Raw genomic sequence first — 20,030 nt, forward strand, 5'->3', positions numbered from 1 at the left:
TTCTCCCTAAAGACATGCATTGGGCGGAGGCGCTCAATGCAGGATGCCGCGCCTTCTTTTTGCAAGGTCTTCGACATGGGAGAGACTAAGTGAATGACAGGCTTGGGAAAAATATCAAATACCGACGGGTCTATAAGTCAGGCTTATAGCTCTCGGCGGGCCGTTCTGCCGATCATGCGGCGGGACAAGCGGAAAGCACGGGCGTCGCCGTTCGCTTTGCCCGTGTCATTGTTGGCTCTCGTACAATTCGAATTTCCCTATCGGCCCGGTTCGCTGTAGGTCTGGGCGCGGGCGTCTGTCGTCGCCCCTGCAGACACCAACGAGACGAAGAGGCCGTGCTTTCATGCGGACTGATTACCTGGGCCTGGAGGCTTTTGTCGCGATTGCCGAGCTGGGGAGCTTCAGCCGGGCGGCGTCTTATCTCAATCTGTCTCAGACCGCATTGAGCCATCGGGTGCGAAAGCTGGAGGCGGATCTCGGCGTCCAGCTGATCATGCGCACCACCCGCGATGTGTCGCTGACCAAAGAGGCACAAGGGCTGTTGCCTCAGGTGAGACGCGATCTGCGACAGCTTGCGGATGCCTACTCGGGCCTCAAGAGTCGCGGCACGGCCCGTGAGGAAAAGCTTGCCTTTGCCTGTCTGCCAACCATCGCCAACTATTATATGCCGTCGATCCTGAAGGCCTTCGCCCGCGAGTGTCCCGACGTTCACATCCGGCTGCAGGATCAGCCGGTGGGAAGGGTCTATGATCTCGTCCAGGAAGGCGAAGTCGAGTTCGGCATCACCGTGGTGGGCGCGCGTCAGTGGGATCTGGATTTCCATGAAATCTACACCGAGCCCTATGTGCTGCTGGTACCGCAGGATCATCCGCTGGCGGAGCGCGACACGATTACCCGAGCTGATTTATCGGGTCAGGAGTTTGTGCGCATCGAGACCCAGTCGACCAACCGAAAGCTGATCGATGAAGCGCTTGGCGATCACAGCTCGTCGATTATCTGGCGATATGAAGTTCAGAATTCAGCCATGGCCATGCGGATGGTGGCGGAAGGCGTGGCCTTGACCGTACTGCCGGCCTTGGCGTCCAGCTTGTTCGGGCCGGAGTTGAAGGCGCTGCATTTTTCCGATGTGAAGATGCAGCGCACTCTGGGGTTCGTGACCCGCAAGGGCATCACCCTGTCACGCCCGGCGTCCCGCTTGCTCGAGATGACAAGGGAACGTCTGGCGCGACAGGGGGAGCCGAAAGTCAGGCGTGCTGCTTTGGCGGGTGCGCCCGCTGAATAACCGGTGAGATTACTTGGTCGGAGACCGGAACATCCCAGACGGCAGCGCCGCCGCCATTCGACTTGAACTGCGCGATGAGCTCCGGCAGACGGGACAGGTCGTCGATGGTTTCGCCACCGATGCCAAACCCGCGCGCAATGGCCGCCAGATCGGTCCGGCCGAAAACCGCACCCTCATCAGACAGACCTTCGGCCCGCAGCTTGTGGATCTCGGATCCGTAAGCTCCGTCGTTCAGCACGATGATCAGAATGTTGAGCCCATGGCGCTTGATCGTCTCAAGCTCCTGGATGTGCATCAGCAGACTGCCGTCACCGTCGAACATAACCACGGTGTCATCCGGGTTGGCAGCCGCGACACCCATGGCGAACGAAATGCCGTTGCCGATTGCCCCGAATTCGCGGATCGTCAGGAAGCGCTCCTGCGGGCGCGATGGCATCTGCGCAAAGAAGTAGGAGCAATGGCCTGATGAATTGACCATCTGCCAATCGGCAGGCAATCCGGCTTCCAATGCGCTGACCACATCACGTGGATCATGGACATCCGGTTCCATCTCGAACGGTGTGTCGTCGGCAGGTGTCGTGCGAATGGCGTTTGCCAACTCGTCGCTGCGCCAAGCAGGAGACCGTTCGGCAATCGCAGATGTCAGAGCCTCAACGCCGAGACGTGCGTCTGCGCGAAGATGGGCGTCGGCTGCAATACGGCCCTGACTGATAGTGATGGGATCCGTATCTATCTGCAGAACCTTGGCGTTCGGCCACAGCTTGCCGGCATCCGCGTTGTGGCGGGCCAGTGAGCAGCCAACCGCAATCACCAGATCGGCCTCGGCAAAGCAATCCCTCGCGATCTTGGTAGAGAACCCACCGGCAATCGACAGCGAGAACGGATCGTCGTGGAACAGTCCGCGAGCGGGCAGGGTGACTGCAAGCAGACCGTTACAGCGTTGTGCAAGCGCTCGGCAGGCAGAACCAGCCTCGGCTTCCACGGCCCCAAGGCCGGCCACAACGACAATCTTCTCAGCCTTTGAGATCAACGCAGCCGCCTGATCCACATCCGTCGGGTTTGGCGGAATGGGCGAGAGCTTCGGCAGCAGATCCGCCGACGGTGTCGGCAGCAACTCAGACCCGGTCCAGGCGCGGTTCTGCAAATCAAACGGCACGCCGATGACCACCGGGCGCCGTTCGCGCTTTGCCTGCAGAAACGCGTCGCGAATGGCTGTCGGCATACGCTCCACATGGTGGAGAGAATGATAGGCGGCACCGGTTGCTGTGATGATTGGCGCCTGGTCTATGGCCTGATTGTACCAGCCCGAGTTCAACGGGGCTTCGCCGGCGAAGATCACCAGCGGCAACCGCGCTCTGACCGCAGCCGGAAGGGCCGTGGTCAGCTGGGTCAATCCGGGACCACAGGTGACCGTCGCAACACCGACATCGCCGGTCTTGCGGGCATAGGCCATCGCAGCGGCCGCCGCGCAATGCTCATGCCGGACATAGATCATCCGGCAGCCCTGCTCGGCCAGCCGTGTCGCCCAGTTCATGTTTGCATCGCCCAATAGGGAGAAGCAGGTGGTCACGTTCTCATTGATGAAGACGCGCGCCAGCATGTCGAAAACATGCATTGGACTGTCGGCGTCACTCATGAGCTGGCCTCGGCCTCTTCGTTGCTGAAGATGGACTTGGATACCATGACGTCACCGCGCGCGATCATCCGCGCTGTGCGGACCAGACCGGCTGAGTTGAACTTGAAGCCGTCGTCGGCCCGCTCGAAATCGACTGTAACATCCATGATCCCGGCCGGATGCTCGATCCGGATCCGCGACGGGGAGGTGTCAACCGGCTTGGCAATGCCTTCCGCAATGGTGCCCGGAATGAGCGAACAGGCAGCCAGGCACTGAGAGCCGGTGACTGCAAGGCTGGGATGGCAGTTCCAAGGCATGAAGTAACGGACACTGAAGTTGCCGTCGTTCTGGGCTTCGGACATCAACCCGAATTTCGGAACAACAGACTTGGTCACGTCACCCAGGCCCATCAGCTTGCCTGCTTCAAGGCGGACTTTTTCGATCTTCTCGTAAAGCGCCTTGTTGGCATCCAGCTCGGCCGGGGTTTCATACCCCGTAATGCCGAAGTCGCGGGCCCGCCCGATGACCATCGGCATGGCAACGTCAACGCAGCTGACTTCAGTACCGTCGACGGTGATCGTCGGTGCACCTGCCGGCAGCAGCTTTTTGGTGCGCGATCCCACAACATCGAGGAAGTTCAGGGCAACTGGAGCCGAAGCGTTGGGCACGCCGGCGATTTCAACATCACCTTCGTAGCTGACGAAGCCGCCGGGGGTCTGGATCTGTGCCTCGACCAGAGAGCTGGTGTTGACGGAATGGATCCGGACGGTGGTGACACCGTCGACAGCCTTCACAAGGCCCATCTCGATGGCTGCCGGGCCGACGCCGACCAGGATGTTGCCGCAAGTCGGGCCGTAGTCGACCAAACGGTCTTCGACGCTGACTTGAGCAAAGAAGTAATCCACATCCGCATCGTCTCGGGTGGAGGGGCTCAGCATGGCGACTTTCGTCGTCACGGCTGTCCCGCCGCCCAGACCATCGATGTTGGTGGCATTGCCGGAACCGACAACTTGCACCAGGACATTGGACAAGACGTCGAGGTCTTGCGGTAGATCCTTGCGCTGGAAGTAGGGACCTCTGGAGGTTCCGCCACGCATAAACAGGAAAGGGATTGCTGTCTGGGTCATGTCAAAGGCCATGGAAGTTCGAAGTAAGACTGCAGCAGGCCGGGAGGGAAGTCACGTCCCAGAACGCCGCCGAGGAAGCAGATGAAGGCGATGGCTGAGCCGGTCAGGAAGGCCGTGAAGAGCCAAGTCAGTCCGGCACGGATGCGCAGGAAGGACAGGAAGAAAATTCCCAACGCCAGAACGAAGCCGAGCAACGAGGACAGCACCAGCAGGAACGCGAACCACGACAACGTGGACCACAGGCCATGCGGAGCTGCACCGTCTTCGCCACCACGTTCAAAGTCGGTGAACAATGGATCGGATTCTGGCGTCATCTTCATCCGGAAGATCAGGGCCACACAGCCCGCTAGTGCGATGCCGGAAACGAGGATCGGGAAGATCTTGTCGCTGATCATGTCGATCGACAGTGCATTGACCAGGGCCACAGCCAGGTATCCGGTGATGCACAGCAGGAAGATCATGGGCGCACGCTTGGTGCCGGTCGGAGTGTCGCCGTTGCCGAGGATGTTCTTGCTCTGGCGAATACCGATGACCACAGAGACAATGGTCAGCGCCAGAATGGCCAGAACGATTGGCGAAGCGATGTACTCGATCCCGGTGCCGAAGCTCTGACGGAATTTTGCGCCGGCAATCTGGTTGGCCATATTGGCGAAGTTTTCAGCCTGATGTGACAGAACGAAGCCGATCAGGAATGCCGGGCGCGACCAGTCGAACCGACGCAGGAAGATGCCGATCATGCCGATGGCCATGAGCGAGGCCAGATCGCCAAGGGACTGGCGGGACTGGAAGGCCGCGAAGGCAATGACCATGAACAGGAACGGTGCAACCAGCGTGAAGCGGATTGTCGTCAGTTTGGCGATCTGGCCGGAGAGCAGAATGCACAGACCCGCGCCGAAGACGTTGGCGAGTGCCAGTGACCAGACGATGGTGTAGGTCAGGTCCAGCTCATAGCGGACCATGTGCGGACCGGCGTCGTAGCCCAACAACGCCAGGCCACCGAGGAAGACAGCCATGCTGCCGGAACCTGGAATGCCGAAGATTAGCGTCGGAACCAGCCCGCCGCCCTCTTTGGCGTTGTTGGACGATTCCGGCCCGATCACGCCACGGATGTCGCCCTTGCCAAACTGCGACTTGTCTTTCGAAGACTGCACAGTCATGCCATAGGCAATCCAGTCGACGACTGAACCGCCAAGACCGGGAATGACACCGACAACGACGCCGATGATGGCGCTGCGCACGGAAAGCCAGATGTTGACCCACCAGTCACGGACACCTTCAAGCCAGCCCTTGCCGAGACCACCCGTTGTCGAGATGGCTCGATCCTGGCGCAGCAGGGCAACGATTTCGGGAATGGCAAAAATGCCGAGACCGACGATAACCAGCGAGAAACCGTCGATCAGATACGGAATATCATAGGTCGTCATGCGCAGGGAGCCACCGGCCCCTGCTTCACCAATGGTGCCGACCATCAGACCAAGTCCGGCGGCGACAATTCCCTTCAGTGGGATGCGACCGGCCAGAATGGCCACCATCGACAGGCCGAGAAGTGTGATCATCAGCATTTCGGGAAGTCCGAATGCGAGGATCAGCGGGCGTGCGATGAGGATGAAGAATGTCAGAACAACCGCGCCAAGCAATCCGCCGAACAACGACGAGATGAAGGCTGCGGAAAGCGCGCGTGCCGCTTCCCCTTTCTTGGCCAGGGGGAAACCGTCAAGAACGGTGGCCTGGCTGGCCGTCGACCCGGGAATGCCGAGCAAGACCGATGCGAAGGTGTCCGAGGTGGGTACAACAGCGATAAGGCCGACCATCAGGGCGAGACCGGAGACCGGATCCATGCCAAACATGAAGGGCAGCACGAGGCTGAGTCCGGCGATGCCGCCTAGGCCGGGAAAAATCCCGACAGAAAGACCCAGCAGAACGCCGAGAAAAAGAAAGCCGATCTGCGCCGGCTGAAAGATAAGCGTCAGCGCTTCGCCAAGCGCCGGTAACGCGGTCGCGACCAAGTCCATGATTGTCCTGCAAGTCTAGGGAAGTGGGGCCCGCCGGCACGTGGCAGGCGAGCCCCCTTGAACTTACTTCAGAGAGACGCCGTAGTCTTCCTGCAGCCAGTTGACCACATAGGCCTTGGCTTCAGCCGGCACTTTGGTGGCCAGTTCTTTTGCCTTCTCAGCGCCTTTGCCCGTCATCTGCGGGTAAGCACCAAGAGTGGCCTCAGAAAGCTTGGTGAAGTCAGGGCGAGCGATGATGTCCTTGAACGCCTGCTCGTAAGTGGCGCGGACTTCAGCGGACGCAGTCTTCGGCAGGAAGACCATCTTCTGGGCCGGGAAGCCGGCGATGAAGAAGGCTTTCCAGGCTTCCCAGGCAATGCCCGAGGTTTCACAGCCGTCGGTTGCTTCACAGACTTCCTTGAAAGTCGGCATGTCCGGGAATGTCGGGTCACGAACGATGTTGCCATCGTCGTCCAGACCGCCCCAGGTCATCATCGGAACCGCACGACCAGCTTCAACCATCGGCACAACGCTCTTCAGGTAGGCCGGGGATGTCTGGTAATCGATGTTGGCTTCGCCACGTTCGAACATCAGGCGTCCATCGCCACGTCCGGCAATGCCGAAGACCGGCTGAACGTTCATGCCGAGCATTTTCCATGCAAGGTTGGCGACGAGGTCAAGACGTGTTGCGCCCTGGCTACCCCAGATGAAATCGATGTCCTTGAGATCGTTGGCATCGCCATCGAACTTCTCGCCGAGTTCCGGCGGCAGGTAGGTTACGCCGCCAACGCCGGAGGCCAAAATGACCTGCCAGTCATTGTAGTCAAACTTCACGCGCGGATCGTCGAGGAGGTACGGAAACTGTGTCGACCCGGAGGAGCCGAAGATCAGCGTGCCGTCATCGGTCTTCTGACGCTGGAACCAGTTGGCACCCTTGGTGGAGCCTGCACCTGGGCGATACCGCACGACCACAGTCGGGTTGCCCGGAAGTGCTTCGCTCAGCAGCGGTGCGAAGAAGTTTGCCCAACGGGCGGATCCACCGGACTCGGAGAACGGGATGACGAATTCAACGGTCTTGCCGGAAAAGTCGACTTCAGCCTGTGCGGTCGAAGTCAGCGCACAAGCGGCGACGCCGGCGAGCATTACAGTCAGGCCACGGCTGATGGATTTCATAAGTTTCATATATTCCTCCCGAAAAATTTTAGACGGAACCCTATGCGTTCTCCTGGAAAGTCGCCATATCAGACGAATTACCTAGCAAAAAGGTCTTGATATTTAAGCTGTCATGCTGGGACGATGCAGACAAGTTCGTTTTTCCAATTCACTTATGAAAATTATTCATCAGTGACGGGGTGCCCGTGCCCGACGAAAACCCTTGGGTTTCCGCCATGGAAATGCCTTTATTTCGCCCGGATGTGAGCCAGAAGCGCGTTTGCAATCGTTTCTGGAGGTGTCTGACGCGCATTTTCAGGCGCTGCGACATCAACTTCCGACAGTTTGCGTTGCCATGTGATCGTCGCTTCAACCATGTCGGCGGGCAGACCTAGATCCTTCAGGGTTTTGGCAACTTCTTCCATCTCGGAAGCGCGGCGTGCACCGTGCACCATCGAGCGTTCGAAATTATAAGCGGCCTGCGACGGCCAGTCTGTACCTGGATGGCTCTTGATGAGGGAGGAGAACACCTCCTTGTCGACGCCGGCAGCGACTGCCGCAAGGGTGCATTCTGCGGTCAGGGCTTCCAGACCCTTCACCATCACTGAGCGAATCATCTTGATTGAGGAGGCAGACCCGATTGGACCCGGCACAACCCGCGGGACCAGAGGCAGGCTTTCCAGAACCGGGCGGAGGGTCTCGGCGTGCGGACCGGCGATCAGCAGCGGCACCTTGTTGAGCTTCGGGTGCACCGGCGCCATGACGGCGACATCGAGATAGCGTGCGCCTGTCGCCTCGACCAGCTCGCTGGAGGTTGTCTTGGACGACGGCGCGCAGGAATTCAGATCCAGCCAGACCTGTCCGTCCGATAGCAGTGGGGCTGCTGTGCGGGCCGCAATCACGGCCTGATCTGCTGTCACCGTGCAAAAGATCAACTCAGCGCCAGAAATGGCAGCTTTGACTGAAGGGCAGCACGTGACGCCGAGGTCGTCGCAGCGTTTTGCGATCTCGCCGCGTGTGGCAGCGTCTTCATGCTTGATGTCATAGGCGCTGACCTCATGTGTGCCTGCGCCCCAGCCTGCAACCAGTGCGCTGGCGGCTTCCCCGAACCCGATGAAGGTGATCTTGGTACTCATCCACGTCCTCCCGAAAACGCTTGTTCTTGGATTATTTGATCGGTTGTGCGACGAGTTTGTCCCACAGCTTGGCCCTCTCCGGGAGGTCTTGGCGAATTATCAATGACCTTTCGTGGCAAACCTATGTGTTCGGGCGGTCTTGCCCTTTAGGGTTTAAGTGCCTGAAAAGGCTCTGAGATGAAACATTTGGAGGAAAGATTTGAAGCTCGCGATACTCGATGATTATTTCGACACCCTGAGAGGGCTGCCCTGCTTTGAGAAGCTGAAGGGGCAGGACGTTACGGTCTTCAACGATCATCTGCAGGACACGGATCTGCTGGTTGAACGCCTGAAAGACTTCGACGGGGTTGTGCTGTTTCGCGAACGGACCAAGGTGACGGCCGAGTTGCTGGACCGACTGCCGAACCTGAAACTGATTAGCCAGCGGAGCGGCTATCCGCACGTTGATCTGGAGGCCTGCACCCGCAACGAGGTGCTGTTGTGCTCCAACATGCATTCCGGCACGCCATCGTTTGCTGCTGCAGAACACACATTCGCACTGATCCTGGCCAGCGCGCGTCAGATTCCAGCACAAATGGCGTCGCTGCAGGCCGGAAACTGGCAAATGGGCGTCGGCAAGACGCTGCGGGGCCGGACGCTGGGTGTCTACGGCTATGGCCGGATCGGTCGCGCAGTGGGTGACTTTGCCAAGGCTTTCGGCATGAATGTCGTATTCTGGGCCTCGGAAGCCTCTCGCCAGCGTGCTGCCGATGACGGCGAGACCGTTGCTGAAAGTCGGGAAGCTTTCTTCTCCGGGTGCGACGTGGTCAGCGTGCATTTGCGCCTGGTGGCGGCCACCCGTGGGGTGGTGACAGCACAAGATCTGGCAGCGATGAAGTCAGGGGCCATCTTCGTCAACACCTCACGCGCAGGCCTGATCGAGGAAGGTGCACTGTTGGCTGCTTTGAACCAGGGACGTCCGGGCTTTGCCGCCATTGATGTCTTCGACAAGGAGCCGGTGACTGACCCGAGCGATCCGCTGGTGCAACACCCGAACATCATCGTGACACCGCACATCGGCTTTGTCACAGAGGATGAGTTCGAATTGCAGTTCTCCGACATCTTCGATCAGGTCGCGGCTTACGCCGATGGCAAGCCGATCAATATGATCAACCCGGAGGTCTGGAAGGGCTGACCCTCAGGAATAGCCCTAGGGCTTACCGCTCCCGGAGCCGCTGTCGTCGGTGGCCGGGAGCGGTTTCGCCAGAATTTTTGCAAACACCGGCGCGCCCAGAATGACAAGGATCAGGCGGGTCAGGTGATGCACCACCACATAGCCCAGATCCGCGCCGGTGATGATTGCCAGAACCGTCATCTCGGCCTGACCACCCGGTGCGAAGGCCAGGAATCCGTCCAGGGGAGGGGCCAACCCGGTGAGCACGACAATCTCTGAAAAGATGACGGCCAGAACCGCCAGCAGCGCCACATAGACGACGCCTGAAACGACGTAGTTTCGCAGCTCCTTCACTGTCACACCGACATAGCCAACACCAATCCCGGTGCCGATGAAGAACTGGGCGAAGAGAATGGCCTCGGCCGGTGGGCGCGAATGGATCAGGTCGGTCAGGGAGCAGATGGCAGCGACAATCATCGGACCGATGATTGAAGCTCCGAACATGCCAACCCGCTCAGCGCCCTTCCAGCCGATCAGCGCAGCGGCGGCCATGATCAGCATCTCGGTAACCGGCAGGGAGGACGCAGGCGCGCCAACCGGGTTGTCAAGCGTTATGCCCATGAAACTGGTCAGGATGATCGGTGCAAGGCTGACGATCAGCAGAACACGGGTCGCATGAACCAGTGACAAGGCGCGGACGTTCCCGCCTGCTTCTTCGCCAAACAGGATCATGTCCTGAAGCCCGCCGGGCATGGCGGAATAGTAGGCAGTCACCCGGTCCATCTTGCAGACCATGGTGAAATACGGCAGTCCGATGGCGCCGATCAACATCAGATAAATCGGGATCAATGCAACGGATGCCGCCATTTGAGGCAGCTGATGAATGACGGCTGGCGTGATCGATGCACCCACGGCAACCCCCAGGATTGTCCTGGCACCTTTCGACACGGGTCCGGCGCCCCGCAGCTGAAATCCGGCGAGTGCTGCCACGAGGCTTGCAAACATCGGCCCGAAGAGAAAGGGCAGGGGCAGATCCAGGGACCAGAAAACCGCCGCGCCAACGGCGGAGATGGCGAGCGTGATGATGGTCCGAGTCAACGGGTTGGGAGTGTTGAGAATGGGCACAGGAGAATCCAGGAGTTAGTGATTGCATACTTTTGTATACTAACTGACCCGAAAGGGAAACCTGCAAGTTTCACCGAATGTATGGCAGCGATACATCTTTCGCGGAATCAAGGTGTTGGGCCGGTGTCTCTGCTGCGGAATCAAGCGAAAACATTGACCCGTTTCAAAGCGTTCTCCGCGGATCAGGAGTGCAATGTATACTGTCCGGACCACTTGCTCATTTCCGCCAGAAATTCCGCATTGTCATGGTTTTTCGAAATGTTCAGATAAGGCAATTCCGACAGAGCCGTACGGTATGGATCGAAGCGGTCTGGATACGTCGCCATGCGGTGCGCCAGCTGGGTCAGTTTCTGCGGTAATCTGCGTTCCGGCCGATAAGATGAATAATAAAGCGCCAAAGGCGACGCATTCAGTCGGACACAAAGATCAGTGAGTTTCGGCAACAGAACGTTGTCACTCGCCGGATCCGCCAGATCTTGTATCTGAATCAAGGCAAGAAAACCCCGTCCACTCACAACTGTTTGGGTGATGTTGAGTACGAAGGTGACTGACAACGTCAGTTCGATCATGCCGTTGACGGCCGTCAAAGCTGCCAAATTATCCCAAAGCGTATCGGACGGCTGGACGTTTGACGCTCCGGCCGTAGAGAGGGCATTGCCGACAAAGGCATAGGTCTGCGCCCACGAGGCCTGAACGCCTGTTGCCTTGGTGACAAGCGCACCGTCGACGCTTTTGAAAACGAGGAGCCAGCCAATTGAGGTCATTGCGATCCAGACGAAAGCAACTCCACACATAATCAGGGGGCCTGTTAGCCGCGGATTTAGCGATTGCCCAGGGAGTTTGCTGAAAAGCGAGAGGACTCTCCATATCCCCTCGGCGACCCCCAAACTCACGGGACCTGTTTTGTTGGCACTAATTGTCGTGAAGGCAAAGTCATAGGTGATCACTACGAGGATCAGGCAACCCAAGCCTAGAAGAATTACCGTCATGAAGCGCTCCCTTTCATGAGCAACGGCAAGCTTCGCCTGCCGTTCCCTTGCATAAGGCAGTCATTGCCTAGTCCGCTGGCGTTTCGGCTTCTCTCAGGGCGAACTTAAGCCAGTTCACCACAGGAACCTTCGTGCGGTTGGCCCGTTCAAACCACCTAGCCATACGCGTTTTAGAGGCTGCTCCAGGGCCATCTTTGCCAGACCAGATTCTGAACAGCGTTAGCCATCGATAGGTGGATATGCCGTCGATGCGCCTACTGACCAACTGCGTGTCTCTGTCGGGATACGCAATGAGCCAAAGGGAATGCACGCCATGCATCCACTCCGGATAACCGTTAACGGTCAAGAGCACCGGGCGGACATCGATCCCCGCCGCAGCTTGCTGGATTTCGCTCGGGACAGCCTGAATTTGACCGGACCGAAGAAAGGCTGCGACCACGGCCAATGCGGTGCTTGCACGATGATTGTCAACGGTCGTCGGATCAATTCCTGCCTGTCTCTCGCGGTAAGCCATGAGGGTGACGAGGTCACGACCATCGAGGGCCTGGCAGAAGGGAGTGATCTCAGTGCATTGCAACGGGCGTTCGTGGAACACGACGCTTTTCAGTGCGGGTTTTGCACGCCGGGTCAGATCTGTTCGGCCACCGCGTTGCTTGACGAGTTGAAGGAAGGGCTGCCGAGCGTCGTCTCCAGCCCTGACAAGCTGGCGGAGATGGATGAGGAAATCCGCGAACGCATGAGCGGAAATCTGTGTCGTTGCGGTGCTTACAACAACATTGTCGCTGCCATTTCTAGTGTCGCAGGAGACAAATCATGAAGCCCTTCGACTATTCCCGACTGGACAGCCCGGATGCTCTATCGCCGCTTGGGGCAGGAAAATTCCTCGCTGGCGGGACCAATCTCATCGACCTTATGAAGCATGAGATTGAAACACCAGACGCCTTGGTCGATGTGACGCGTGCTGGAATGAAAGAGATCTCTCAGCAGCCCGACGGCAGCATCCGGATCGGATCACAAATCACCAATACGGATCTGGCGGCCAACTCCGACGTTCGGCAGAACTATCCGGTTTTGTCAGAAGCGCTTTTGTGGGGCGCGACCCAACAGCTGCGAAACAAGGCGACAACTGGTGGGAACTTCCTGCAACGTACCCGCTGCCAGTATTTCTATGACACTGCGCGTGCCTGCAACAAGCGCGATCCAGGCAGCGGTTGCGACGCGATGAAAGGCCTTAACCGCTTCCACGCAATTCTTGGGGCGAGTTCCAGTTGCATCGCTGTTCACCCGTCCGACATGGCAGTTGCAATGGCTGCGCTTGATGCCGAAGTTCTGACCAGAAAAGTCGATGGTGTCGAGCGCCGCATACCGGCAAGCGAGCTCCACAGATTGCCAGGCGATGCGCCAGAGAGAGACCATGTACTCGAAAATGGCGAATTGATTATGGCCGTTGATCTTCCGGCGTCTCCGCCCCGTCTCCAAAGCTACAGAAAGATCCGCGACAGATCTTCTTATGCGTTTGCCGTCGTCTCGGCCGCGGTGGCATTGGATCTGGATGATGGGCGGATGTCGAATGTCCGGATCGCCCTGGGCGGTGTTGCGCACAAGCCCTGGCGGGCAAGCCGCGCAGAGACTGCCCTGGAAGGCCAAATGCCATCCCGGGAGATGTTCCTGAAAGCCATGAAGGAGGAAATGTCGGAAGCACAGGGGCACGGGCACAATGACTTCAAGATCGACCTTCTCCCGCGCGTCGTAGCGGGCGTGCTGCGAGATCTGACTGCGCCAGAACGGAACGGAGACCGGACATGAACGAGATGACCAACAAGATCATTGGCACACCTCTGGACCGTGTCGACGGGCCAGCAAAGGTCACGGGTCAGGCCACGTACACGGCCGATTATCGACCGACCGGAAAGACAGCAGAAGGCTTCATCGTCGAGGCAGCCGCCGCTCCGGGTAAAATTCGCAAGATCGACACGCAAGCAGCTGAAGCATCTGACGGTGTCATTGCGGTTCTGACCCATCATAATGCTCCCAAGCAAAACCCTTACGGCACACCGGAAGAAGCGGGCCGGTTTACCCAATCCCACGCCATGCTGGAGAGCGATCATGTTCGCCATGTCGGGGACCCGGTTGCACTGGTCATTGCGGAAACACTGGAGCAGGCCCGTCACGCTGCGAAGCTCGTGCGCGTGGAGGTCGAAACCTCCGAGGGAACTTTCGATCAGTTCGCAGCTGACGTGGAAATCGCGAAGCCTGACAGCCTTGACGGTGCGGATGAGGTCGACACGTCGACAGGGGATTTCGAAAAGGAGTTCGCCGCGTCTGACGTAACTGTCGAAGCGAGCTATTTCACCGGCGCTCAACATTCCGCAGCAATGGAGCCTCATGCAACAGTGGCAGAATGGGACGGAGATGAGTTGACCGTTCACATGGCAATTCAGATCGTGGCGCCTGGCCTGAAGGCCTTCGCCAATACGCTGGGCATTGAAGCGGACAAAGTGCGGATCTTGTCACCCTTCGTCGGTGGTGGTTTCGGATCCAAGCTTGGTGTCCACAATGATGCGATCCTGGCGGCGCTTGGCGCGAAGGTAACCGGCCGACCGGTGCGCGTGGTGCAAACCCGTCGCAATGTCTTCTCCAATGCGCCGCATCGTTCCAAGCATCGACAGGATCTGAAGATTGGTGCTGATGCAAGTGGGAAACTGAAAGCGATCTCGCACGATTCTCTGGCAGCAATGGCCCGCAACTATCCGTTTGCCGAGGCGCCAGCATCCCCAACCCGCGCCAGCTATTTCGCCCCTGCCATCAAGACCACTCACCGCGTCGTCGAAGCAGATATTCCACGTGTCGACAGCATGCGGGCTCCAGGCGAGGCCATTGGAACACTGACCTTTGAAACGGCGATTGACGAGATCGCCGAACAGTGCGGGATCGATCCGGTTGAGTTCCGTTTGCAAAATGATGCAGACCGCGATCCCAATTCAGGCGCTCCCTTGGCCGATCGACGGTTGAGCGAATGTATCCGTGAGGGGGCGAAGAAATTCGGTTGGGATGGCCGCGTGACGCCTGGCAGGCGTCGTGAGGGCAACAAACTGATTGGTCGTGGCATGGCATCTGCTATTCGCCCGAACTTTCTTGTGCCAGCTGAAGCTGAAGTGGTGCTGTCCGCCAATGGACAGCTTCGCGTGCGCCTCGACATGACGGACATCGGCACCGGCACCTATACGATCCTGACCCAGGTTGCGGCAGAGACTTTGGCGATCCCCGTTGATCAGATAACTGTGGAACTCGGCGACAGTCATTTTCCGGCAAGCTCCGGCTCAGGCGGTTCCTTCGGGGCGGCCAGTTGCGGGTCTGCAGTTTTCGATGCGTGTGGGAAATTGTCCAAGCTGCTGCAGCAACGCCTTTCCGGCAAAGGCATCGCTGCCAATGCCATCTCGGTCGAAGGCGATCGAGTGCGCGCTGGCGGCAATGATTATGCCCTGGCTGATCTCGTCGATGACGGTGCGCTGACGGTTAAAGGTGCGGTTGACCCGTCCGAGTTCGATCACGGCGAAGAGGAATACTCTTATGGCGCTCTGTTCTCTGAGGTGGAAGTCGACGTTGATAGCGGCGAAATCCGCGTGCGCCGTTTGCTCGGGGCGTTCGACGCGGGACGCATTCTGAACGAGAAAACCGCCCGGTCCCAGCTGATGGGAGGGATGATCTTCGGCATTGGAGGGGCTCTGCTTGAAGAAAGCACCATGGATACCCGCTACGGCAGCTTCATGAACCGGGATTTCGCAGAGTATCATATCGCGGTCAACCGGGACGTTCCTGAACTTGAGGTTCACATGCTGGAGGGCTTCTCGGAAAAATCGAACCCTTTGGGAAGCAAGGGCATCGGCGAGCTGGGGATCTGCGGAACCGGGCCGGCGATTGCCAATGCGATCTATGAGGCGACGGGCTGCCGGGTGCGAAAGTTCCCCATCCATATGGAAGATCTTCTTCAGCACCTTCCCCAAGGCTGACGCCTTTTGCTTTCCGGATCGGCGCACAGCACGAGCTAAGCCCTGTCACAATGCCGGGGCTTAGCTCGAATTTTGGGATTGGCGCCGCTCTAGCCATGTGTGCATTGAACGATATGGGCTGTCTTTTCCAGTCAGTTCAGCTTTCCGAGAAACCGGCCGTTGCGATGAGGGCGAGCAGGCCGGCTTTCAGTCCGCGCAGGCTTTGGGTCGGTTCCACATCGATCCACTCATCTAGCCGGTGGGCGTTGCCGCCGGAGCCGCCATGGCCGAATTTCACTGCGGGAATGCCGAGTGACATGGGGATATTGGCATCCGTCGAGGAAGCTCCAAGGACGGGTTTGAAATCGAAGGTTTCGAGGGCGGATTCGCAAAGCTTGACGATGTCTGCGTTGCGATCGGTCTTTCCGGCAGGACGATTGCCGATTTTCTCAGCGTCGGCAGTGATTTTTCCAGAAGATGCAGTTCCGCGCGTGTTTTCCGCAACAACAGCTGTCTCGATCAGGTTCAAAACATCGGCGTCGAGCTGCGCCAGAACGTCGGCGTCTTCGGAACGCAGATCGACCTCGATCCAGATGGCCTCCGGTATGGCATTCACCGACGTTCCACCCTGCAGGACGCTGGCGCAAAAAGTGGTGCGGGGCGCCTTCGGGACGTTGAGTTGCGACATGCCGACCAGAAAGTGCCCCAGAGCATAGGCCGGATTGACGGTGCCGAAGTCGGCGAGGCTGTGGCCGCCCGGCCCGGTGAAGGTTATGCGGTAGCGATAGGATCCAACAGCACCGACAGTCAGCTCATCAGGCTCGATTCCGTCGAAGGTGAAAAACGCCCCGATCCTGTCCTTGTACACCCCATGCGTGAAAAGGTGCCGGATGCCGCGCAGATCGCCTTTGCCTTCCTCGCCGACGTCTCCGACGAACAGAATGTCCTGTTCTGTTTCGATGCCGGCTTCGTCCAGTGCGCGGATGAAAGCCAGCAGAGCGGCCAGTCCGCGGGTGTCATCGCCAACGCCCGGCGCCATCAATTTTGTGCCTTCGCGGCGCACCGTGACGTCAGTCCCTTCCGGAAACACCGTATCGAGATGGGACGAGGCGACCACGAGTGCGCCGTTGCCGGTGCCGCGCCGCAGGCCGGTTACATTGCCTATTTCGTCCAGACCAACGTCTTGAAGACCAAGCGCGTGAAACATCTTTTCATAGGCGGCCGCACGCACCGCCTCCTTGAATGGCGGGGCCGGAATTTCCGTCAGTGTGACGATTTCTTCGACGAACCGATCATGCTCGGAGGTGAGAACCTCGGCAGCCTTGATGAATTTGGCGTGGGACCGGATCTTCGCGACGTCGTTGGTCATGTCAGCTCGCTTCAGGGCAGGGATTGGGGCAGTGGGCTTTGTTCGAAAGGATGGGAAACAGCGGGTGTTCTCGCCCAGAGATCGCAGAAGGTCAACGCCATCAAGTACAGCCGCTCTCTGCTCCTTTTCGCGTAGTACAGCGGCCAGGTGGTGCCGCCTGTTCTGGCTTAGGATTTTGACGCGCGCGGGACTGCAACGCTGTTGCGGATCTTGAGCGAGACCGGAAGCACAGTTTCCCGTGGCACCTGATCGGCATGGCCATCAAGGATCTTGGCCAGAAGCCGTGCCGCTTGGGCCCCGGCTTCAAACTGTTCGATCCGCACGGTCGTCAGTCCGGGGGGGATCAGGTCAAGAAACGCCATGTCGTTGAAGCCGGTAATGGAAATGTCTGCCGGACATTTGACCCCGGTGCGGGTGCAATGGTCGATGGCTCCCAACGCCAATCGGTCATTGGCGCAAAGGACGGCGGTGGTTTCCGGCGCACGGCTGAGAATGGCCTGCGTGCAGCGACGCCCCTCAGCTTCCTCGAAACGGTCGGCTTCCTCGATCACCAGATCGTCGCGGGCCATGCCGTAATCGGCCGTCACCGCCAGAAAAGCCTGCTGGCGCAAGAGGCCCGTGGAGAGGTCTGGTGGTCCCGACAGGTGGGCAATATTCCGATGCCCTGCCTGATACAACAGCTCGAAGATTTGCCGGATACCGGCTTCCTCGTCGTTGATGACATAGGGGATGTCGGCTTCCTCGACCTTTCGGTTGAGGGTCACTACCGGCAATCCCTGATGTGCAACCTCAACGATGTTCGGGGCGCTTCGCAACACGGCGGTGTGGATGATTCCATCGACGCCCCGGTCTTGCAGGGTTTCGATCAGCCGCTTTTCCCGATCGCTGTTACCGTCTGTGTTGACGATGATCGCCGCATAGCCCAGCGGCTCCATGACGCTCTCGATACCGCGTACGATGGCAGGAAAGATCATGTTGGTAATGTCGGGGATCATGACGCCAATGGTCATGCTCTTCTGCTTGCGCAGGCTGAAGGCGATGCGGTTCGGCCGATAGTCCAGCCGTTCAGCCGCTTCGCGGATCTTGTCGACCACTTCCTCGGTGATGCTGCCCCGCTTCTGCGGATCCAGAGCCCGGGAGACAGTCGAGACATGCACGCCGGTTTCCCGGGCAATGTCCTTGAGGGTTGTGCGTCTCGTCATGATCCATCCTTCCGATTTCTGTATAGCTGCGGAACGGCGATGGCGCAAACGATTGCATAATTCATTTGACGGGCGGATTGAGGTTGTGTTAACGGTTATGCAATCGATTGCGCAAACTTGCAGCGAGCGTGCTGCGGAACAGGAGATATGCCGGTCTCCGGTACGAAAACGGAAAGCGACGGTATTCATAGTGGCTGTTCGCACGGTTTGTGTTTCGATGACAGAGCTTCTCCTTGGGAGGGGAGAGGCTCAACCGGTCTGAAGCGGCGAGGGGCCACTGACGGCTGGTTTGGGAGGATCAAGGTGAGGATCATGATCAGATCTGAAGTCTTGCGCGCCGGGTATCTTGGCGTGTGTTTTCTTCCGAATAGCTATGCAATCGATTGCACGGGGTGTTCGCCGTAGGATCGATGGCGACTGAGAAGACACGAGTGTTCGATTGATCTGAGTTCAATGCAACTGCCGGAGCTACGCAGCACGTTCGGGAAACCGGACCCGACAGGAGCAAGATGCAATCGAACCGGTAAGGCGCAAGGGCTTGGGAGCGCTCCGCCGCAGGTCTACCGCAAACGGCCTGAACTCATCTAGGGAGGAACATGATGAAACGAGCAATTTGGACGGTGGCGGGACTGATGTCCGTCAGCATGCTTGCGCTTGGCGCAAGTGCCCAGGCGGCAGAGCCGCTGAAGATCGGTGCTAGCCTGCCGCTGACTGGTGGGTTTTCCATCGCAGGGACGAAGCATCAGCAAGGCTATGAGCTCTGCGTCGACACGATCAACGAGCGCGGTGGAATTCTGGGGCGGCAAGTTGAGCTTCTGGTGTCCGACAACCGCTCTGATCCGGCCACGGCCATCAATCAGTATGAGCGCTTTATCAACGTTGATGGCGTGGAAGCTGTTTACGGGACATTCTCGTCGCGCTTGTCCTTTCCAGTGGCAAGCATTCTGGCCAAGAACAACATGGTTCATGCGCTGCCTGCCGGCGGTGCCCTGCGCATCTACACGCAAGGCCATAAGAATATCTTCTACTTCCAGCCCAACGCTGCTGAATACGTCGGGGCTTCGCTTGCCGGCGTGATTGCCGATCTGGTGCCAGAGGGCGAAAAGCCGAAGACGGCGGCAGTGGTCTCTGCTGACGACTTCTTTGCCAATGGCGTCTGGTCGGGATTGATGGGCGAGAAGGTGATGGATCCGGCCGATGGCTCGCTGGTACGCGACCTGGCACCGGGCTATCTGGCGGAAAACGACATCGAAGTGGTGTTCTCCGAGCGTTGGCCGGAAGAAGGCTACAGCGACTGGCTGAACCTCGCCAATCAAGTGAAGCGTTCAGGCGCCGAGCTGATCGTCGGTCTGACCGCCTCGGCGGAAGAAGCTGTCCAGCTGACCCGCGCTCTGAAGACAGTCCGTGCAGAGCCCAAGCTGGTTTACTTCAGCCAGGGAACCCAGGCCGAGTATCTGGAAGGCACTGGCTCAAGTGCGGAAGGTGTGCTGGTTCACACCTCTTGGCACAAGGACGCGCCGTTTGAATCCGTTCTTGCGGGCGAGCCGTTCTCCAACACCGACTTTGTTGCTGCGTACCAGGAAAAGTTCGGCGCAGTGCCGGATGAAGATGCAGCCATCCCCTTTGCCGTGTGTCAGGGCATCGAGCAGGCCATCATTGGCGCCGGCTCCACCGACAATACTGCCATGGGCAAGTGGCTGTCCGAGCGGACCAAGGAAAATCCGGTTCGCACGATCCTCGGACGCTTTAACTGGGATGAACTCGGGCTTCCGGCCAACAAGCCGTTCCTGATGACCCAGTGGAATGATGGAGAACTTCAGTTCGTCTACCCCACCGACGAATTTGAAGGCGTCTCGGCCATGTCCTACCCGAAAGGGTCTTTCTAAGACCGGGAGCGCGG

The 20,030-nt window shown here is 58.7% G+C and carries 15 protein-coding genes; 6 read left to right on the forward strand and 9 right to left on the reverse strand.

The window, feature by feature from the left end; genetic code table 11:
- Positions 1-343 precede the first annotated feature (343 nt).
- Positions 344-1,282, forward strand: a complete 939-nt coding sequence (locus J0X15_RS03660) for a LysR family transcriptional regulator (RefSeq protein WP_206938322.1) — start codon at positions 344-346, stop codon at positions 1,280-1,282.
- Here J0X15_RS03660 and J0X15_RS03665 read toward each other — a convergent pair.
- The 5 genes from J0X15_RS03665 to J0X15_RS03685 form a co-directional block, all read right to left on the reverse strand.
- A complete protein-coding gene (locus tag J0X15_RS03665; protein ID WP_206938323.1) occupies positions 1,245-2,918 on the reverse strand; it encodes a thiamine pyrophosphate-binding protein in 1,674 nt (557 codons plus the stop codon). The two genes, J0X15_RS03660 and J0X15_RS03665, sit on opposite strands and share 38 nt — an antisense overlap.
- Positions 2,915-4,024, reverse strand: coding sequence for a 4-oxalomesaconate tautomerase (locus J0X15_RS03670; protein ID WP_206938324.1), 1,110 nt, complete (start codon positions 4,022-4,024; stop codon positions 2,915-2,917). The genes J0X15_RS03665 and J0X15_RS03670 overlap by 4 nt, the downstream gene beginning before the upstream one ends.
- The gene (locus J0X15_RS03675; RefSeq protein WP_206938325.1) at positions 4,021-6,036 is read right to left on the reverse strand and encodes a tripartite tricarboxylate transporter permease; all 2,016 of its coding nucleotides are present in this window, start codon (positions 6,034-6,036) and stop codon (positions 4,021-4,023) included. The genes J0X15_RS03670 and J0X15_RS03675 overlap by 4 nt, the downstream gene beginning before the upstream one ends.
- Before the next feature lie 63 nt (positions 6,037-6,099).
- The gene (locus tag J0X15_RS03680; RefSeq protein ID WP_206938326.1) at positions 6,100-7,197 is read right to left on the reverse strand and encodes a Bug family tripartite tricarboxylate transporter substrate binding protein; all 1,098 of its coding nucleotides are present in this window, start codon (positions 7,195-7,197) and stop codon (positions 6,100-6,102) included.
- Between the two features lie 218 nt (positions 7,198-7,415).
- A complete protein-coding gene (locus tag J0X15_RS03685; RefSeq protein WP_206938327.1) occupies positions 7,416-8,303 on the reverse strand; it encodes a DUF1932 domain-containing protein in 888 nt (295 codons plus the stop codon).
- Positions 8,304-8,502: 199 nt separating this feature from the next.
- Here J0X15_RS03685 and J0X15_RS03690 point away from each other — a divergent pair, with 199 nt between their 5' ends.
- Complete coding sequence (locus tag J0X15_RS03690; RefSeq protein WP_206938328.1) at positions 8,503-9,477, forward strand: D-2-hydroxyacid dehydrogenase family protein; 975 nt, start codon at positions 8,503-8,505, stop codon at positions 9,475-9,477.
- Between the two features lie 15 nt (positions 9,478-9,492).
- Here the strand turns inward: J0X15_RS03690 and J0X15_RS03695 are convergent, their stop codons facing one another.
- A complete protein-coding gene (locus J0X15_RS03695; protein ID WP_209015064.1) occupies positions 9,493-10,581 on the reverse strand; it encodes an AbrB family transcriptional regulator in 1,089 nt (362 codons plus the stop codon).
- Positions 10,582-10,763: 182 nt separating this feature from the next.
- Positions 10,764-11,570, reverse strand: coding sequence for a hypothetical protein (locus J0X15_RS03700; protein WP_206938329.1), 807 nt, complete (start codon positions 11,568-11,570; stop codon positions 10,764-10,766).
- Positions 11,571-11,883: 313 nt separating this feature from the next.
- On the opposite strand from J0X15_RS03700, the gene J0X15_RS03705 reads away from it, so the two are divergent.
- From J0X15_RS03705 to J0X15_RS03715, 3 genes are read left to right on the forward strand one after another with little or no spacing between them, the layout of a single operon-like run.
- Positions 11,884-12,387: a (2Fe-2S)-binding protein gene (locus J0X15_RS03705; RefSeq protein ID WP_331461876.1), complete on the forward strand. Its 504-nt coding sequence runs from the start codon at positions 11,884-11,886 to the stop codon at positions 12,385-12,387.
- A complete protein-coding gene (locus J0X15_RS03710; RefSeq protein WP_206938332.1) occupies positions 12,384-13,376 on the forward strand; it encodes an FAD binding domain-containing protein in 993 nt (330 codons plus the stop codon). Before J0X15_RS03705 ends, J0X15_RS03710 begins: the two co-directional genes overlap by 4 nt.
- Positions 13,373-15,580, forward strand: a complete 2,208-nt coding sequence (locus J0X15_RS03715) for a xanthine dehydrogenase family protein molybdopterin-binding subunit (protein ID WP_206938333.1) — start codon at positions 13,373-13,375, stop codon at positions 15,578-15,580. Before J0X15_RS03710 ends, J0X15_RS03715 begins: the two co-directional genes overlap by 4 nt.
- Before the next feature lie 136 nt (positions 15,581-15,716).
- On the opposite strand, the gene J0X15_RS03720 is transcribed toward J0X15_RS03715, so the two are convergent.
- A complete protein-coding gene (locus tag J0X15_RS03720; RefSeq protein WP_206938334.1) occupies positions 15,717-16,928 on the reverse strand; it encodes a M20/M25/M40 family metallo-hydrolase in 1,212 nt (403 codons plus the stop codon).
- A gap of 167 nt (positions 16,929-17,095) precedes the next feature.
- Positions 17,096-18,130 (reverse strand): LacI family DNA-binding transcriptional regulator, encoded by a 1,035-nt coding sequence (locus tag J0X15_RS03725; RefSeq protein WP_206938335.1) that lies wholly within the window; start codon positions 18,128-18,130, stop codon positions 17,096-17,098.
- A 599-nt stretch (positions 18,131-18,729) separates the two neighbouring features.
- Between J0X15_RS03725 and J0X15_RS03730 the strand changes: the two genes are divergently transcribed.
- Complete coding sequence (locus J0X15_RS03730) at positions 18,730-20,016, forward strand: amino acid ABC transporter substrate-binding protein (protein ID WP_231710288.1); 1,287 nt, start codon at positions 18,730-18,732, stop codon at positions 20,014-20,016.
- Positions 20,017-20,030: the final 14 nt, after the last annotated feature.

It is taken from the genome of Roseibium limicola, assembly GCF_017313085.1.
Classification (GTDB): domain Bacteria; phylum Pseudomonadota; class Alphaproteobacteria; order Rhizobiales; family Stappiaceae; genus Roseibium; species Roseibium limicola.

Bases quoted from the DNA above. Each gene is read 5' to 3' on its own strand.
- J0X15_RS03660 (WP_206938322.1), top strand. From the start codon at position 344: ATGCGGACTGATTACCTGGGCCTGGAGGCTTTTGTCGCGATTGCCGAG.
- J0X15_RS03665 (WP_206938323.1), bottom strand. From the start codon at position 2,918: ATGAGTGACGCCGACAGTCCAATGCATGTTTTCGACATGCTGGCGCGC.
- J0X15_RS03670 (WP_206938324.1), bottom strand. From the start codon at position 4,024: ATGACCCAGACAGCAATCCCTTTCCTGTTTATGCGTGGCGGAACCTCC.
- J0X15_RS03675 (WP_206938325.1), bottom strand. From the start codon at position 6,036: ATGGACTTGGTCGCGACCGCGTTACCGGCGCTTGGCGAAGCGCTGACG.
- J0X15_RS03680 (WP_206938326.1), bottom strand. From the start codon at position 7,197: ATGAAACTTATGAAATCCATCAGCCGTGGCCTGACTGTAATGCTCGCC.
- J0X15_RS03685 (WP_206938327.1), bottom strand. From the start codon at position 8,303: ATGAGTACCAAGATCACCTTCATCGGGTTCGGGGAAGCCGCCAGCGCA.
- J0X15_RS03700 (WP_206938329.1), bottom strand. From the start codon at position 11,570: ATGACGGTAATTCTTCTAGGCTTGGGTTGCCTGATCCTCGTAGTGATC.
- J0X15_RS03705 (WP_331461876.1), top strand. From the start codon at position 11,884: ATGCATCCACTCCGGATAACCGTTAACGGTCAAGAGCACCGGGCGGAC.
- J0X15_RS03710 (WP_206938332.1), top strand. From the start codon at position 12,384: ATGAAGCCCTTCGACTATTCCCGACTGGACAGCCCGGATGCTCTATCG.
- J0X15_RS03715 (WP_206938333.1), top strand. From the start codon at position 13,373: ATGAACGAGATGACCAACAAGATCATTGGCACACCTCTGGACCGTGTC.
- J0X15_RS03720 (WP_206938334.1), bottom strand. From the start codon at position 16,928: ATGACCAACGACGTCGCGAAGATCCGGTCCCACGCCAAATTCATCAAG.
- J0X15_RS03725 (WP_206938335.1), bottom strand. From the start codon at position 18,130: ATGACGAGACGCACAACCCTCAAGGACATTGCCCGGGAAACCGGCGTG.
- J0X15_RS03730 (WP_231710288.1), top strand. From the start codon at position 18,730: ATGAAACGAGCAATTTGGACGGTGGCGGGACTGATGTCCGTCAGCATG.